Below are 16,629 nucleotides of genomic sequence, written 5' to 3'. Positions count from 1 at the left end.
TAAGGTGAGGACACGCAGGTCGCGCCTACACCCCCACCCGAGGAGCGCCGACGCGCTCACGCGTGAACAGTCTCAGCGGCTCCGGATATCACTCACGTGGGAGAGCCCATCCATGAACGGAGCGTCAGCATCGATGCTGGGGACAATCTTGCGAATCAGTCGCACAGAAGCCCGGGGCCGTCCATCCGGGAGGCGCCGGCTCACGTCCTGGCGAGGGGCTCGCAAGCCGAGCACACCCCGAACAGCTCGTGGATGTGCCCGGTGAGCCGGAAGCCGAGGCTCTTCGCCACGTCGTTCTGGAGCAGCTCGATGGCCTCGAAGTGGAACTCCACCACCTTGCCGCACGAGGAGCAGATGATGTGGTCGTGGTGCTCGCGCTCGAAGGCGCGCTCGTAGCGCTGGCCCTCGCCGCCGGAGACCAGCGTCTGGTGGATGAGCTCCGCCTCCACCAGCAGCGGCAGCACCCGGTAGACGGTGGCCGGGTGCACGTCCTCCGCGCCCCGCTCCCGCACGGAGCGCACCAGCTCCTCCGCCGTGAAGTGCCCCACGTGCTCCAACGCCGCGCGAGCCACCGACTCGCGCACCAGCGAGCTCTTGAGCCCCTTGCGCCGCACGAAGGCGCGAAGATGCTCCAGCGCACGGTTCAGCCCCTCGGGGCCCAGCATGGATGGATGAGACGCCCGACGCATGGCCGCATCATGCGACTGGGTCGCACTTCACGTCCAGTCAGGCGACACCCCGGGCGTGGGCGCTCAGCCCTGGGTCGTCCCCGGGGCGGCGGGCGCCTGCGCGGGGGAGGACGGGGCCTCGCCACCGGAGGGCGCCTCGAAGCTGCCCGTCTCCGGGTCCACGGACCAGGCGGAGAACTTCTGCTGCTTCACGTCCTTCAGCTTCCCGTCCTGGTAGCAGACGGAATAGACGAGGAAGAACTCCTTCTCCATCGACGGCGTGCCGTGGCGGTAGCAGTCCGCGCCCGTGGCGTCCTGCTCGCGCGTCATGGGCCGGCCCAGGAGCGCCACCACCTGGTCCGACGTCATGCCCCCATGCATGGACTTGAAGCCATGGGGCGTGACGACGCGGAAGGTGTTCTCCTGCTCGCGGGCCAGCCCCCAGAAGCCCACCGCCAGCGTGACGGGGATGAGGGCCGCGACGAGCGCCACGGCCCAGCGGCCCGTGGAGGCCTTGCCTTCCTTCTGGAAGGCCGTGAAGAGGTTGCTCGAATCCGTTGGCTCGGCAACCAGGGCGGCGTTCGGCGGGTTCTCTGTCGGGCTCACGTCGACTGACATGCCGTTCCAACAGCCCGGATGCAAGAAACTCCACGCGTCCTGTCCGGTAACGCCTGCCCGGCGCCTTCCCAGGCCTTACATCGGGGGTGGAGGGGCTGCCCTTCGTGACACGGAAGTTCACAATCCGGGGGTTGCCGTCCTGCTACATCCCCCGCCGAGGTAGGAACCCAGGAGCCGTGAGAGATGGCGAAGCGAGGGGCCGCCGGACGCAGCACCCAGAAGCCGTTGGAGCGAGACGTCCTGCCCGCGGGGACCGACCCGGAGGAGGGGCTCTTCTTCAACCGCGAGCTGTCCTGGTTGGCCTTCAACGACCGGGTGCTCCAACTGGCCGAGTCGGCGGACGAGCCGCTGCTCGAGCGGCTGAAGTTCGTGGCCATCTACGCGCGCAACCTGGATGAGTTCTTCATGATTCGCGTCGCCCGCCTGCACGAGCAGGTGCGCGGCAACGTGGCCCGGCTGGTCCCCGACGGCGCGTCCCCGGGCCAGACGCTGGACAAGCTGCACGAGGGCATCTTCGAGCAGAGCAAGCGCCACAGCGCCATCTTCGAGAAGCTCCTGCGGCCCGCGCTCGCGGAGAAGGGCCTGCGCATCCTCTCCGCCAAGGACCTGGACGCCGAGCAGCGCGCGCAGGTGGACCAGCGCTTCAAGGAACAGATTTTTCCCGTGCTCACGCCGCTGGCCATCGGCCTGGGCCGACACTTCCCGTACATCTCCAACCTGTCGCTCAGCCTCGCGGTGCTCCTGAGGGACCCGGACGCGGGCGAGGAGAGCGTGGCGCGGGTGAAGGTGCCCAAGGAGCTGCTGCCGCGCTTCCTGCCCCTGAAGAACAACGTCTTCGTGCCGCTGGAGGAGGTCATCGCCCAGCACCTGGGAGATTTGTTCCCGGGCATGGAGGTGCTCAGCTGGAGCCTGTTCCGCGTCACCCGCGACGCGGACTTCACCGTGTCCGAGGACGCGGAGGACCTGCTCAAGGCGGTGGAGACGGAGCTGCGGCAGCGGCGCTTCGGGGACGTCATCCGGCTGGAGGTGCAGGCGGGGATGAGCCCCAAGCTGCTGGAGCCGCTGGTGGAGGCGCTGGGGCTGGAGTCGCGGCAGGTGTACGAGGAGCAGGGGCTGTTGGGCCTGGGGGACCTGCAGGCCATCGCCTTCGCGCCCGGCTTCCCGGAGCTGAAGGACCCGCCGTGGACGCCCGTCACCCAGCCCCGGCTGCGCCCGGACTCGGACGCGCCCGAGGGGACGACGGTGATGGCGGCGATGCGGCGGGGGGATTTGCTGGTGCACCACCCCTACGACTCGTTCGGCTCGTCGGTGGAGCGCTTCGTCACGGAGGCGGTGGCGGACCCGGACGTGCTCGCCATCAAGCAGACGGTGTACCGCACGTCGGACAGCTCCCCGCTGGTGCCCGCGCTGATTACCGCGACGGAGAACGGCAAGCAGGCCGTGTGCATGGTGGAGCTCAAGGCGCGCTTCGACGAGCGCACCAACATCAAGTGGGCCAACGCGCTGGAAGAGGCGGGCGTGCACGTGGTGTATGGGATTCCGTCGCTCAAGACGCACGCGAAGGCCATCCTCATCGTGCGGCGCGAGGGCGAGCGGGTGCGGCACTACGTGCACGTGGGCACGGGCAACTACAACCCGAAGACGGCCCGGCTCTACACGGACATGGGCCTGTTCACCACGGACCCGGACATCGGCGCGGACGTGGCGGACCTGTTCAACTACCTCACCGGCTTCGGCCGGCCCAAGAGCTTCCGCAAGCTCCTGGTGGCGCCGCTCACCATGCGCGAGGGGCTGCTCGAGCACATCAAGGCCACCGTCGTCGCGCACACGCTGGAGCGCCCCGCGCGCATCCAGATGAAGATGAACGCGCTGGTGGACCCCATCATCATCCGCGCGCTCTACGACGCGTCCCGCGCGGGCGTGAAGGTGGACCTCAACGTGCGCGGCATCTGCTGCCTGCGCCCGGGCGTGCCCGGCGTCTCCGAGAACATCCGCGTGGTGTCCACGCTGGGCCGCTTCCTGGAGCACGCGCGCCTGTACCTCTTCGAGCGGGGACAGGAATTGCGCTGCTACATCGGCTCCGCGGACCTGATGCCTCGAAACCTGGACCACCGGGTGGAGATTCTCGCGCCGGTGGAGGACCCCACGCTGGCCGCACAGGTGCGCGACTCGCTGGAGCGCAGCCTCGCGGACAACACCCACGCGTGGGAGCTGCAAGCCGATGGCACCTGGAAGCGCCTGGTGCCACCGGCCGGCGGCGAGAAGCGCTGGGCCCAGGGCGAAATCATGGAGCGCGCCACGCGGGCCGCCCAGTTCCCCGGGGCCCGTCCCCTGCCCTGAGGCCCCGACTCAGCGCGCCGAGGTGGACCTCGCCGTCCACCAGGAGCACCGGGCCTTGCCGCGCGGAGGGCGCGCCGGAGGGCGTGGGCGCGCGCGCGGGGCGCAGGAGAGGAGCCTGGGGGGCTTCGGACTCCGGGCGATGGCGCGCACCCGGTACCAACGCGGGGAGCGTCCGGCGAAACGAATGGACCTGCTGGCCACGGGGGCCTCGCTTCCTTCAGGGGTGTGGAAACAGAGGAAAGACCGGAGAATCAGGCGCGCCTCTGCCACAGTTGCAGGTCCGAATTCAAGCCTTAACGATAATTTACCGCCAGAGCTGAAATTGACTCACCCCGGGTCCCGCTCGGAGTCCTCGCGGCGGTGGGCCTCCACCTCGAGGACCTCCTTCCACTGAATCCACCCGGAGCGGGCGGCGTGACGCGCCGCGCTGGTGGTGTCGTCCACGGCGAGCATCTGGCTGCCCGCGTCGCGGATGTCGGCGGCGATGGCCTCCAGCTCCCGGGCGCGGCGGGGGTGGCCGGGCACGTTGCGGATGTAGACGCCGAGGATGCGGCCGGGGAACTCGCGGACGATGGTGCGGTAGTGCTCGGCGTCCTCCTGGCCGCTGTCGCCGATGAGGATGAAGGGCAGGTGGTCCAGGTCCGTGAGCAGCCCGCGAATCTTCTCCAGCTTGTGGCCGTGGCCGCCGCCGGGGGCGAAGCCCGTGCTGGACAGGCCCCAGTCGCGCAGGAGCAGCGGCCCGGTGGGGATGTGGTGCAGGGCGAGGAACTCGTCCAGGTGCTCGTACAGGTTCCAGGGGCTGCTGGAGACGTAGAAGATGGGGTTGTCGCCCTGGCCGTCCGCGCCCGCCTGGAGCGCCGCGTAGAAGGCGTCCACGCCCGGGAAGGGCAGGCGCACGCGGTGCTCGGTGAGGAACAGGGCCCAGGCGCGCTTGAGCAGGTCCGTCACGCCGGTGACGATGACGGTGTCGTCGATGTCGCTGATGACGCCGTAGCGCGCGCTCGTCCCGGCCACGCGCACGGGGGCGGCCACGCGCGGCACGCCCTCCGGCTCGGGCGACAGCAGCTCCAGCTCCACCATGTGCCAGCCCGAGCGCACGCCCTCGGGCGGGGGCACCCACAGCTCCAGGAAGCCCTCCTCGTCGGTGGTGCCCTCCCAGCGCTTGTCGCCCCAGCGCACCGCCACCTTCGCGCCGGCGATTTCGCGCGTCATGTAGCGCTTGTAGGAGGCCACCGCGCTGCTCCACACCGTGTGGCGTCGCTGCTGCGGCTGGATGTGGCGGTCCTCCAGCACGCGCGCCTTGATGACCGCGCGCTCGGGGGTGCCGTGGCCCCGGTACGGGAGGATGCGCAGCGGCGGGGCGATGCCCAGCGAGCGGCGGAGGCTCCGGCTCATTGCGTCATAGCGGGCGTCGACGCGGACGGCGAGTCGGTAGAAGGCGGGTCTGAAGTCGGCCATGGCGCGGAGCGTAAGGAGTGGGAGGGGGGACTGTAGAAGACTCCGGGGCCCGAGGCGGAGCAAAGCCGCGCGCCAGGTCGCGGGCGCGCTCCGTATCCCAGGTGCCGTCCCCCACTCGACAAGGAGTCACGCCTTGCTGCGTCGTCATGTCCGCTGGTTGCTGGCCGCCGCTTCCCTGCTCGTCGCCTCGGTGGCCTGGTCGCAGTCCACGCCGAGCATCACCTTCCAGTCGCCCTCGCAGGGCTGGAACGTGTTCGCGTCATCCAACCCCCTGCCCTTCGGCGCCACGGCGAGCATCGTCTTCGACGTGTCGCGCCTGACGCAGTGCCGGGGCAACATCAACGCCACCACGCCGGGGTGGACCATTACGGGCCACTACCAGTTCAACAACGGGCCGGTGCAGAGCTTCTGGGTGGCGGGGTTCTCCTCCACGCCCAACCCGCCCGCGCCGTCCATCCCGCTCAACACGCGCGGAGACCTGGCCATCTGGTTCGAGAACACCAGCCGCTGGGGCTGCCAGGCGTGGGACTCCAACTTCGGCAACAACTACCACTTCAACGTGCAGTGATTCGCGAGGGGGCCCGGAGGCCGCGCGAGCTCCGGGCCCGCCTTGCCTGGCGGCTCACATGCCCGCGATGCCGCCGATGCCGGGCTTGAAGCGGTAGATGAAGTACGGCGCGTTCGCGGCGATGTGTGCCTTGGACTGGAGCATGTGGTGGGGGATGGCGCTGTCGGCCACGTAGAGCCAGCCGTCCGGCCCGTGGTTGAGCGCGTCCGCCCAGCGCAGGCGCGGGGACTTCACCAGCGTCTCCAGGCGTCCATCCGGGCTCATGCGCAGCACCGCGCCGTGCTCCACGTCCGTCACCAGCGCGTTGCCCTCGGTGTCCGCGCTGAGCCCGTCGTTGAGCGGCTTTCTGCCCACGGCTTGGAGGCGCGTGCCGAGGGCCTCGTCATCGAGCGCGCGGTCCTTCAGGTCCGCGGTGCGCACGCGGTACATCGTGTCGTGGTTCATCGCGGCGAACCACAGCCATTCGTCGCTGGGGTCCAGCGCGATGCCGTCCACGCCGCACTTGAGCGCGGCGAGCCCCCCGAAGAACACCATGTCCTTGATGGGGTTTCGGATGATGAAGTCCTTGGGGAACACGGCGTCGTGCTTCTCCAGCACGCGGCGCGACTCCTTCGTCGCCACGTCGTGGACGATGAGCGCCGGGGAGCGCCGCCAGAAGCCCACGTCCGCGATGAACACCGTCTGGCCGCGCGCGTCCACGCGCAGGTCCTGGAGGAACGAGCCCGGCGGGGCGATTTGCGGCGGGACGTCGTACTCGTGCGCCAGGTGGCCGGTGGCCAGCTCGAAGGCGAGCAGCCGGGGGACACCGAGCCCGTGGTTGCCGTGGTCGATGGTCCACAGCCAGCCGCGCCGGTCGATGGTGATGCCGAGCACCGTGTCGAACAGCCGCGCCTGCACCGCCTCCGAGGGGAAAGGCACCGCCTTGCCGTCCACCCACTCGAACAGCTTCGCGCCCTGGGGCCGGCTCTCCGGATGCAGTGTGTAGAAGACGCGGCCCGTGGAGGAGACCGCGACGTTGCCGATGGGCTCGGGGCTGCGCACCACCTCCTCCAGCGCGCTGTCCGGGAGCAGGGGCATGCCCGTCACGTCCGGGTACGGTTCGCCTCCCCCGTAGCGCAGCCGCACCCCGACCAGCGCGAGCGCCACCAGGCCCACCACGGCGATGACGGCCTTGAGCCCCCGGGCGACGAGCGCGCGAGGTGCGGGGGACGACGAGGGAGCGGAGACGGTCGGTTCGGCCATGAGCGGGATTGGGGAGAGGGACACCCACCAGACGCGGTGGGGGGTCACTCTCCCTCAATACGGAGGCCGACGACGAGTGGTTCTCTTCGCCGTCAGTCCTTGCGCCCCAGCGTCCGGTCCAGGTTGTAGGCGGCGCTGATGAGCGACAGGTGGGTGAGCGCCTGGGGGAAGTTGCCGAGCGACTCGCCCCCCATGCCCGTCTGCTCCGCGTACAGCCCCACGTGGTTGGCGTAGCCGAGCATCCGCTCGAACATCAGCCGCGCCTCCTCCAGCAGGTCCGGCCGCGCCGAGTTCGCCCGCGTCATCGCCTCCACCAACCAGAAGCTGCACAGGTTGAACGTCCCCTCGCTGCCGGGGATGCCGTCCAGCGTCGCCTCCACGTCGTAGCGGTACACCAGCCCGTCCGACGCGAGGCCCCCCTGCGACGGCGGCTGACGCAGGTGGTCCAGCATGGACAACATCCGGGGGTCCACCGGCGACAGGAAGAAGACCAGCGGCATCAAGAGGTTCGCCGCGTCCAGCGTGTCCTTCCCATAGGCCTGGATGAAGGAGCCGCGCTTCTCGCTCCAGCCCTGGACCATGATCTCCTCGAAGATGGCGTCACGCGTCGCGAGCCACCGCGCCCGGTCCGCCGGGAAGCTGCGCTTGTCCGCCAGCCGGATGGCCCGGTCCAGCGCCACCCAGCACATCAGCTTCGAGTACACGAAGTGCCGCCGGCCTCCGCGTATCTCCCAGATGCCCTCGTCCGGCTGGTTCCAGTGCTCGCACACCCAATCCACCAACCGGCGCAGGTGCATCCAGAAGTCGTAGGAGATGGGCGCCGCGTACTTGTTGGACAGGTACACCGAGTCCATCAGCTCGCCGTAGATGTCCAGCTGGAGCTGGTCCGCCGCCGCGTTGCCGATGCGCACCGGCCTGGCGCCGCCGTAGCCCTCCAGGTGCGACAGCTCCTCTTCCTGGGGCACCGGGCTGCCGTCCAGCGAGAACATCAGCGGCAGGGGCCCGTCCCCGTGCTCCGCGCACCGCGCCTCCACCCACCGCATGAAGGCCGCCGCCTCCTTCTTGAAGCCGATGCGCAGGAACGCGTAGACGGTGAAGGCCGCGTCGCGCAGCCAGCAGAAACGGTAGTCCCAGTTGCGACTGCCACCGGGTGACTCGGGCAGGCTGCACGTGGGCGCCGCGACGATGGCCCCCGTCGGCTCGAAGGTCATCAGCTTGAGCGCCAGCGCCGAGCGCTGCACCGTCTCCCGCCAGCGGCCCGTGTACTGACAGCTCGACAGCCAGTGGCGCCAGTAGTCCACCGTGTCGCGGAACAGCGACTCCGAGGACGCGTGGTCGTGCACCAGGTCCTCGCACGACTTGCGCAGGCCCTCGCGCAACGAGAAGACCGCGGACTGGTTCTCCTTGAGCTTGAAGCGCGCGGTGACGCCCCGCTCCGCCCGCTCGAGCTTCACCGAGGACGACAGCGTCATCTGCAGCGAGCTCGACTCGAAGGCCGCCCCTCCGCCGATGAGGTGCGTCTGGTGCGAGTCCCGGGCGTAGTTGAAGGCCGGAAAGCACTCCATCTCGAACGACAGCTCACCGCGCACCACGCGCACGCGGCGGATGACCTCGCGCACCTGCTTGATGCCCTTGTGCTCCATGGGCATGAAGTCGACCAGCTCCCCCACGCCCTCCGCCGTGTAGAAGCGCGTCACCAGCACGTTGGTGTCCGGCCAGTAGAACTGCTTGCGCAGCACGCCGTCCCGCTCGGGGCGGATGCTCCAGTGGCCGCCCTTCTTCGGGTCCAGCAGCGACGCGAAGATGCTGGGACTGTCGAAGTGCGGGTAGCACAGCCAGTCGATGGTGCCCTCGTTCCCAATCAACGCCACCGTGCGCAGGTCGCCGATGACGCCGTGGTCCTCGATGGGAACCGAATCCCCCGCCACCGCCTTTCTTCCCACCCCCATGCGCACCTCGCTTCAACGGAAGGAAATGACGTTCTTGATGCCACCCGACACCTTGCCGTTCACCACGTCGACGAAGGCCTCGGGAGGATGCCGTCCGGTGAGCAGCCGCTCCACCGCCCCGGGCCAAGTCGCCCGGAAGTGGCTCAGGTCCTCGAGCGCCATGTCGAAGTCCAGCGCCGCCGCGTTCACCGTGCCGGACACCACCTGGTTGTGGAGCACCAGCTGCTTGAGCAGCGCGGCCCCATCCACCGTCAGCTCCTCGCCGTGCGACGGCACGCCGGTGAGGATGAGCACGCCGTTGGGCGCCAGCGCCCCGAGCACGTCCACGGTGGCCTTCGCCACGCCCGTGGCCTCGTAGATGACGTCCGCGGCGCCGACACGGCGGACCAGCTCCTGGGCGGACACGTCCTGCGTGGACAGGTAGGGCGCGCCCACCTCGCCCGCGATGGCCTCCTTCGGGTTGGGCGGCCGCTTGTGCGAGTACACCGTGGTGGCGAAGCCCCGCCGTATCAGGGCCAGCATGCCCAAGAGGCCCACCGGTCCGCCGCCGAGCACCACCGCGCGCCCCGGCGCGGGCCTCCAGGGCAGGCGCTCCTGGATGTGACCCAGCTGGCGCAGGCCCTTCTGGGCGATGGTGAGGGGCTCGGTGAGGACCGCGATTTGACGCAGCTCCGAGGGGACCCGGTGCACGTAGGCCACGTCCTCGACGAAGAACTCCGAGCAGAAGCCGTGCGCCTCCTTGATGCCGCGCTCGGTGAAGTCGCCGGTGATGCAGTAGTCGGGGTGGCCGCCACGGCAGGCGGTGCAGATGGCGTGGGGACAGGGCCTGCGCACGCGGGGCACCACCAGGTCGCCCTTCTGTACGCCCTTCACGGCGGAGCCGACCTCGATGACCTCGCCCAGGCACTCGTGGCCGAGGATGAGGTAGTCCAGGCCGGGCGGCGGCGAGCCGTAGGTGAAGGAGACGATGTCCTTGTCCGTGCCGCACACGCCCACTTCGTGGGTGCGCACCTTCACCTGTGTCGGCGATTGGAGCTGGGGCTCGGGCGCGTCGTTGATGACGCGCACCGCTCGCTTCCCGGGAAAGACGGCGACGGCCTTCATGCGCGGCTCCTGCGACAGGCGGGTGCGGAATCCTGTCTGAGGTGTTCACCCGGAGGCCGTGACACCAGGGGGCTCGGGGTGGAAGGCGCGGTGCGCCCGCTCGCTCGCCGCCTGGGGGCTTCTTTCCGACGCGAGGGGTGCACGAAACCGCTGCGGGCCGGAGGCCCGCGGGTCTATGAGTGGAGCTTGTGAGCGAGCCCACCCCCGCCATCCCCATCGACGACGACAAGCCCCTGGCCAGCCGCTCCACGGCGATTGGGACGGTGGCGTTCCTCATCCTCGCGCTGCCGTTCCTGGTGCTCGGCCTGTGGCTGCTGGATGGGAAGTCGCGGATGGATTTGCGCTGCGCGCCGGGCGGCCCCTGCACGCTCACGAAGTCCGGTTGGCTCACGCGCGAGCCGGTGGCCACGCTGCCGCTGGACGCGATTCAGTCCGTGAAGGTGGAGCGCACCAAGAGCGCCCGTCGCAAGTCCGTGCCCATCTTCCGGCCGGAGCTGATGACGACGCAGGGCAAGCTGCCCCTGTTCGCCCAGTGGGCCACCGTCGAGAGCGAGGCCACCGCGGTGAAGGAGCAGGTGGAGCGCTACCTCGCCTCGCCCGCCACGCAGTCGCTGGAGGTGACGCGGGATGACCGGCGCTCCTCGCTGCGCGTGGGCGGCGCCTTCACCGGCGTGGGCGTGGGGTTGCTCGTGTTCAGCCTGTGGCTCGCGTGGCGCACGCGGATGCACCGGCGCCTGGAAGCGGCCCGCGTCTCGGAATGACGTGAGCACGGGTGGACATCGCCCCGGGGGCGGGCCGGTTCCTGTCCGGGGACTCCGTGTTAGCGTTGCCAGACATGGAAGCGTCTAGAACCCTGAGAAGCTGGGGGGCATGGGTGATGGTGCTGTGGGCCTGGTTCGCGCCAGGGCTGGCCCTGGCGGAGGACGTGAGCCCGTTCCGCCGCCGCATGGAGCGCGCGGGCGCGCAGTACGAGGCGCTGGAGTACGAGAAGGCCCTCCACTGGCTGACCCAGGCGAGGCAGGTGGCCTCCACCCCCGACGAGCAGGTCGAGGTGGCGCTCTACCGGGGTCTGGTCCTGTCGGACCTGGGACGCAGGAAGCAGGCGCTGGAGGAGTTCCGCGCGGGCCTGTCCCTGAAGCCCGATGCCGTGCTGCCCGCCGCCACGGGTCCCAAGGTGGAGCGGGACTTCGAGTCGGTGCGCAAGCAGGTGCGGCAACAGCGGGGCATGGCCTCCGCGGCCGCGCCTCCCGCGAAGGTGGAGGAGCCCGAGGCCCCTGCGAAAAACGAGGTGCCCCCAGCCGTCGCGGTCCAGGAGGCGCCAGCCCCCACCCCCGTCGCGCCCGAGCCGGAGCCGGAGGCGCCGCAGAAGAAGGACCTGCGCTCGAAGCTGGGCGCCGCCGGGTCCACGCTGGGGAAGAACGTCGGCAACGCGCTGGGCTCGGCGCTCGACTCGGTGATGGGCTCGAAGAAGAAGCCCGAGGAGCCTCCTCCCGCGTCCCCGGATGCGGCGAAGAAGGACGAGCCGTAGCGCGGGGTGGCGTGCGCCGGCGGGAGGGCCATGCGCGACTCCGGCGCGCGTCGAGACCTTCCACGGCGGGTCCACGAGCGGGGACTTCGCCCGAGCACTCGACAGGCCTCGACGTCGCTCACTCCTGCGTCAGGTTCAGCTTGAAGACGTTCGCGGTCCCCGCCTTCACCTCGAAGCTGCGCGTCACGCGCTTGCCCAGCCGTGAGTTCACGGCGGTGATGGTGTGGTTGCCTTCGGCCACGTCGATGATGCCGAGTGGCGTCTCGCCCAGCTTCTTCCCGTCGAGATACACGACGGCATAGGGGCGGATGCGGAACTCCACCGTCCCTGTCACCGCTCGCGCGGAGCCGCCCTTGCGCTCCGTGCCCTCGGTGTTGCCTGTCACGGGTGCGAGGAGGCCATCGTCCGCATCGGGCGCGGAGGGCTCTGTCGGCCGTGGCGCGGCCTCCTCGGCTTGGGAGAGTTCCACGCCGGAGGGCGCGGGCTGTTCTCCTTGCGTGGGCTTCACCTCGGAAGGCACGGGTCGCGCTCCCTCCGTGGGCGTCGTCTCGGCGAGCCTCGCGTCGGAGGGAACGGGCAGTGCCTCCGTCGTGACACCCCTGTTCACCGACACCTCGGGCACCACGGGCCCGGACGGCGCTCTCCCGAGCAGCGCATAGCCACCACCGGCGACGAGCAGCACCGCGCCCGCGACAGCCGCCGGCACGCGCTTCTTCCCGCGCGTCGCACCCACGTCCTTGTGAGGCCGCCGCTGGGTCGTCTGCTCGAACACGGCCGCGTCTCTCGCCTCGGCCCGCTTCTCGCGCGCGGGGCCCGAGGGCGCGGTGCGCTCGGCCTCGCGGTTCGTGATGGGCGCGGGCGTCGCGGTGGCGCGCTCCTCCACCACCTGCTCCACGGACCGCGCAATCTGATACGCGCCCACGGGCTCGCCCGTCGACAACACGAAGCGCTCGAGGTCCGCCTGGAGCGCGCGACAGTCGGGATAGCGCTTCTCCCGGTCCTTCTCGAGCGCGGTGGAGATGATGGCCTGCAAGGCGCTCGGGACATCGGCGCGGTGGCGACTCACCGGCACCGGCGGACGCGAGACGATGGCCTGCATCATCGCCAGCTCCGTGGCCCCCTCGAAGGGCAGCCGCCCCGTGAGCAGCTCATACAGGACGACCCCCAGCGCATACACATCCACGCGCCGGTCCAGCGGGTCCGCCTGACATTGCTCGGGTGGCATGTACGCCACCTTGCCCTTCACGATGCCCGTCTGCGTGCGGTGCTTCTGCCCCGCCACCTTCGCGATGCCGAAGTCCACCACCTTCACCGCGCCCTGCCGCGACACCAGGATGTTGTCCGGGCTCACGTCCCGGTGAATCAACCCGAGCGGCTGCCCCGTGCCCGGGTCCGCGAAGTCATGCGCGTACGCGAGCCCCTCCGCCGCGAGCGCCACCACCTTCGCGCAGATGTTGGGCGCCAGCGGGCGTCCTCTCGACGCGGCCTGTCGCTGCCAGCGGCGCAGGTTCGGCCCGTCGATGAGCTCCATCGCCAGGAAGTAGCTGCCCTCGGCCTCACCGAAGTCGAAGATCTGGACGATGTGGGGATGGTTGAGCTGCGCGACCAGCCGCGCCTCCTCCAGGAACATCTCCACGAAGGACGGGTCCTCCACCAGGTGCGGGAGGATGCGCTTGAGCACCAGCGTCTTCTCGAAGCCCCCGGGCCCGGCCACCTTCGCCAGGAACACCTCCGCCATGCCGCCCGTCGCCAGCTTGCGGACGAGCTGATATCTCCCCACGTGCATTGCGCGCAGGTTCCCCCAGCTTCCCCCGGGAAAGGAACCCCCCTCGTTCCGGACGCTAGGACACCAGCAACCCGATGACGCGCCCCAGCCCCACGCCCAGCGTCACGCCGAAGCCCAGGCCGAACCGCGCCCGGTCGAACGCATAGCGCCAATCCCAGACGCTCACGCCCCCAAAGCCCGCCACCAGCGCGCCCGCCAGGATGGGTGACGCCAACCCCAGCAGCAGCGCGCCCTCGAAGTCGTCGACGAGCGGCTCCGGCCAGAACATCGCGCTGAGGCCCCCCAGCCCCAACCCCAGGAGCAGGTAGAGCACCAGGGCCCACGCGCCGCCGCGCTTGTCCTTCGCGAAGACCGACAGCACCCCGACCACCAGGTCCCCCAGCACATCGGTCACGACACTCAGCATGCCCCCGGGTCTAAGGCGGTCGAGCAGGCGCGGAAAGCAAGCGGCGGAGGCATCCCTAGTTTTCGGACGTCCGGCGAAGAGGTCCGGAGGCCGATGACGGAGTGTGGAGGAGACGACACTCCCCTCCCGGCGAGCGAGGAAGCAGGGTGACGGGTGCCCCCGAGGCAGCCCACACCCCCTTCCGTCTTGCGTACATGTGCCTAGCTTGTGGCCGATGCTGCGTGCCCTCCTCGGCCGATGGCGAAGCTCGCTGCGCTTCTTGCGTCCGGCCGACGTCAGCGCCGCGCGCGCGAAGATTTCCGTCACCCAGCTGGGGCATCGCTACGGCAACAAGGTCGTGGCCTTGAAGGACGTGGACCTGAACGTCCGCTCGGGTGAGTTCGTCTGCCTCCTGGGCCCGTCCGGCTGCGGCAAGTCCACGCTGCTCTACGCGCTCGCGGGCCACGTGCGCCCCACTGGCGGCACGGTGTCCATTGATGGACAGAGCATCGGCGGGCCAGGGCCGGACCGGCTCCTGATGTTCCAGGAGGCGGCGCTGTTCCCGTGGCTCACGGTGCGGGGGAACATCACCTTCGCCCTGGCGGCCCGGGGGGTGCCTCGCGCCGAGCGCAAGGAGCGCGCGGACCAGTACATCCGCCGCGTGCAGCTCCAGGGGTTCGAGGACACGCTGCCCCACCAGCTCTCCGGCGGCATGAAGATGCGCGCGAGCCTGGCGCGGGCGCTCGCGGTGGACCCGACGGTGCTGCTGATGGACGAGCCGTTCGGCTCGCTGGACGCGCAGACGCGCATCCACATGCAGGAGCTGTTGCAGTCCATCTGGATGCGCACGCACAAGACGGTGGTGTTCGTGACGCACGACGTGCACGAGGCCCTGATGCTGGGCTCGCGCGTGGTGCTCATGGCTCCGCGGCCCGGGCGCATCGTGAGGGATTTGGAGGTCCACCTGCCCATGCCGCGTCATCCGGACGACGCGGCCCTCACGGAGATGGTGCGCCACATCCAGGGGCTCTTGCGCGAGGTGGAGCGCGAGAGCGAGCCCGAGCCCGAGCCCCCGCGCGCCCAGGAGCCTTCCGCCGCGCTGCCCGTGGCGGGACTGCCTCGTCCGGTGAGGTGAGCCATGAAGCGTGATTCGGCGCTCAAGAACTACTCCCAGAAGCTGGGGCTGGTGTTGTTGCTGCTCGGCGTGTGGGAGGGCGTGGCCCGGATGGGCATCTGGTCCTCGTACCTGTTCCCCGGGCCGATGACGGTGGCCGAGAGCCTCTGGCGGCTGGCGTCCGGCGGGCAGCTGTGGGGCGCGACGCTGCGCTCATTGGGACGGTTGGGGCGCGCGTACGTGATGTCGGTGGGCATCGGCGTGCCGCTGGGCCTGCTGATGGCCAGGCTGGCGTTCTTCCGCAACGCGGTGAAGCCGGTGGTGATGGGGCTGCAGGCGCTGCCGTCCATCTGCTGGTTGCCCTTGGCGCTCCTGTGGTTCGGGCTGACGGACGGGGCCATCCTGTTCGTGGTGGTGATGGGCAGCGTGCTGGGCATCGCCATCGCGACGGAGGACAGCATCCAGGGAGTGGACCCGCAGCTGTTGCGTGTGGCGAGCACGTTGGGGGTGCGCGGGCTGCGCTTCCAGTTCGGGGTGCTGCTGCCGGCGGCGCTGCCGGGCATCGTGACGGGGTTGAAGCTGGGGTGGAGCTTCGCGTGGCGCGCGCTGCTCGCGGGGGAGCTGCTGTTCGTGTCCGGGGGATTGGGGCAGCTGCTCACGGTGGGGCGCGAGCTGATGGACGTGCCGCAGGTGATGGCGGTGATGGTGGCCATCGTGCTCATCGGCGTGACGGTGGACCGTGTCTTCTTCCAGACGGTGGAGGGGCGGCTGCGCCGGCGCTGGGGTTTGCAGCCGGCGATGTGAAGCGCCCGACGCTCGTGTCGTGACACGTGTTGCCAGTGCTGGCTTCGCGTCCTTCTGCTGGGTGCCTATGCGTCTTCTTCGTTTCCTGGCGGTCGTGGTGTTGATGGGCGTCGGGTGCAAGCGCGAGTCGGCGCGCGGGCCTGACGATGCGCTGCGGCTGGGGTTCTTCCCGAACATCACGCATGCGCAGGCGCTGGTGGGGAACGCGGAGGGGGCGTTCGCGTCGGAGCCTGGGGTGGGGAAGCTGGAGGTGAAGCAGTTCAACGCGGGGCCCGCGGCGATGGAGGCGTTGGTGGCGGGCTCGTTGGATGTGTCCTACGTGGGCACGGGGCCGTCCATCAACACGTTCCTCAAGGCGGGGCGCGAGCTGCGGGTCATCGCGGGCGCGGTGAACGGGGGCGCGGTGTTGGTGACGCGCACGGCGAAGAGCGCGGCGGAGCTGAAGGGGAAGAAGCTGGCCACGCCGCAGTTGGGGAACACGCAGGACATCGCGCTGCGCTACTGGCTGAAGCAGCAGGGCATCGAGACGAACCTGGACGGCACGGGGGATTTGCAGATCGTGCCGCTGAGCAACTCGGACATCCTGGTGCAGTACCTGCGCGGGGGAATCGAGGGTGCGTGGGTGCCCGAGCCGTGGGGCACGCGCATGCTGCTGGAGCCGGGGGGTGGCGGGCAGGTTCTGGTGGATGAGAAGTCGCTGTGGCCGGGTGGGCGGTATCCGACGACGGTGGTGGTGACGACGCGGAAGGCCATCGAGACGCAGCGGCCGCGCATCGTCGCGCTGTTGCGCGCGCACGTGAAGCTGACGGAGCGGTGGGAGCAGGAGCCGGAGGCGTTCGCCACGGCGGTGAACGCGGCGTTCGGGCAGTTGACGCAGAAGCCGTTGAAGCCGCCGATTCTGCAGGGGGCGTTCTCACGGCTGGAGCCGAGTCTGGACCCGGTGGGCTCCGCGCTGGCGGCGGCCGCGCGGCATGCGCAGGAGCTGCACTTCATCCCCGCCTCGGACATCAGCGGGCTGGTGGACTTGAGCCTGCTCGAGGAGGCTCGCAGGGCGAGGGATTGAGG

The 16,629-nt window shown here is 70.0% G+C and carries 15 protein-coding genes; 7 read left to right on the top strand and 8 right to left on the bottom strand.

What is annotated here, in order from left to right:
• Positions 1-200: 200 nt before the first annotated feature.
• Together AC6JA9_RS00335 and AC6JA9_RS00330 are read right to left on the bottom strand one after the other, a co-directional pair.
• Positions 201-689: a Fur family transcriptional regulator gene (locus AC6JA9_RS00335; RefSeq protein WP_223749445.1), complete on the bottom strand. Its 489-nt coding sequence runs from the start codon at positions 687-689 to the stop codon at positions 201-203.
• A 63-nt stretch (positions 690-752) separates the two neighbouring features.
• Positions 753-1,286: a hypothetical protein gene (locus AC6JA9_RS00330; RefSeq protein WP_497958908.1), complete on the bottom strand. Its 534-nt coding sequence runs from the start codon at positions 1,284-1,286 to the stop codon at positions 753-755.
• Positions 1,287-1,469: 183 nt separating this feature from the next.
• On the opposite strand from AC6JA9_RS00330, the gene ppk1 reads away from it, so the two are divergent.
• Complete coding sequence (gene ppk1, locus AC6JA9_RS00325; RefSeq protein WP_223749447.1) at positions 1,470-3,626, top strand: polyphosphate kinase 1; 2,157 nt, start codon at positions 1,470-1,472, stop codon at positions 3,624-3,626.
• Positions 3,627-3,953: 327 nt separating this feature from the next.
• Here the strand turns inward: ppk1 and AC6JA9_RS00320 are convergent, their stop codons facing one another.
• On the bottom strand, positions 3,954-5,084 hold the full coding sequence (locus AC6JA9_RS00320; protein WP_497958907.1) for an App1 family protein phosphatidate phosphatase: 1,131 nt from the start codon (positions 5,082-5,084) through the stop codon (positions 3,954-3,956).
• Positions 5,085-5,217: 133 nt separating this feature from the next.
• Here AC6JA9_RS00320 and AC6JA9_RS00315 point away from each other — a divergent pair, with 133 nt between their 5' ends.
• Positions 5,218-5,652, top strand: coding sequence for a DUF6209 family protein (locus tag AC6JA9_RS00315; protein WP_141327666.1), 435 nt, complete (start codon positions 5,218-5,220; stop codon positions 5,650-5,652).
• 54 nt (positions 5,653-5,706) lie between these two features.
• On the opposite strand, the gene AC6JA9_RS00310 is transcribed toward AC6JA9_RS00315, so the two are convergent.
• From AC6JA9_RS00310 to AC6JA9_RS00300, 3 genes are all read right to left on the bottom strand, one after another.
• Entirely contained in the window at positions 5,707-6,894 is a 1,188-nt protein-coding gene (locus tag AC6JA9_RS00310) for an L-dopachrome tautomerase-related protein (protein WP_497958906.1), read from the bottom strand.
• 92 nt (positions 6,895-6,986) lie between these two features.
• Complete coding sequence (locus AC6JA9_RS00305) at positions 6,987-8,843, bottom strand: glycoside hydrolase family 15 protein (protein ID WP_223749453.1); 1,857 nt, start codon at positions 8,841-8,843, stop codon at positions 6,987-6,989.
• A 12-nt stretch (positions 8,844-8,855) separates the two neighbouring features.
• A complete protein-coding gene (locus tag AC6JA9_RS00300) occupies positions 8,856-9,947 on the bottom strand; it encodes a glucose 1-dehydrogenase (protein WP_426748628.1) in 1,092 nt (363 codons plus the stop codon).
• 188 nt (positions 9,948-10,135) lie between these two features.
• Between AC6JA9_RS00300 and AC6JA9_RS00295 the strand changes: the two genes are divergently transcribed.
• A complete protein-coding gene (locus tag AC6JA9_RS00295; protein WP_497958905.1) occupies positions 10,136-10,708 on the top strand; it encodes a hypothetical protein in 573 nt (190 codons plus the stop codon).
• A 74-nt stretch (positions 10,709-10,782) separates the two neighbouring features.
• Positions 10,783-11,475, top strand: a complete 693-nt coding sequence (locus AC6JA9_RS00290; RefSeq protein ID WP_223749456.1) for a tetratricopeptide repeat protein — start codon at positions 10,783-10,785, stop codon at positions 11,473-11,475.
• A 118-nt stretch (positions 11,476-11,593) separates the two neighbouring features.
• Here AC6JA9_RS00290 and AC6JA9_RS00285 read toward each other — a convergent pair whose 3' ends face one another.
• Entirely contained in the window at positions 11,594-13,261 is a 1,668-nt protein-coding gene (locus AC6JA9_RS00285; RefSeq protein ID WP_497958904.1) for a protein kinase domain-containing protein, read from the bottom strand.
• Positions 13,262-13,316: 55 nt separating this feature from the next.
• Positions 13,317-13,667 (bottom strand): hypothetical protein, encoded by a 351-nt coding sequence (locus AC6JA9_RS00280; RefSeq protein ID WP_223749458.1) that lies wholly within the window; start codon positions 13,665-13,667, stop codon positions 13,317-13,319.
• Positions 13,668-13,881: 214 nt separating this feature from the next.
• On the opposite strand from AC6JA9_RS00280, the gene AC6JA9_RS00275 reads away from it, so the two are divergent.
• From AC6JA9_RS00275 to AC6JA9_RS00265, 3 genes are all read left to right on the top strand, one after another.
• A complete protein-coding gene (locus AC6JA9_RS00275; RefSeq protein WP_223749459.1) occupies positions 13,882-14,781 on the top strand; it encodes an ABC transporter ATP-binding protein in 900 nt (299 codons plus the stop codon).
• Between the two features lie 3 nt (positions 14,782-14,784).
• Positions 14,785-15,564, top strand: a complete 780-nt coding sequence (locus AC6JA9_RS00270; RefSeq protein ID WP_223749460.1) for an ABC transporter permease — start codon at positions 14,785-14,787, stop codon at positions 15,562-15,564.
• Between the two features lie 67 nt (positions 15,565-15,631).
• A complete protein-coding gene (locus AC6JA9_RS00265) occupies positions 15,632-16,627 on the top strand; it encodes an ABC transporter substrate-binding protein (protein ID WP_497958903.1) in 996 nt (331 codons plus the stop codon).
• The last annotated feature ends 2 nt before the right edge of the window (positions 16,628-16,629 follow it).

The sequence above is a fragment of the Myxococcus sp. MH1 genome, assembly GCF_059738865.1.
The sequence above is the reverse complement of the archived record's forward strand: the minus strand, read 5'-3'. Positions and strand labels throughout refer to the sequence as shown.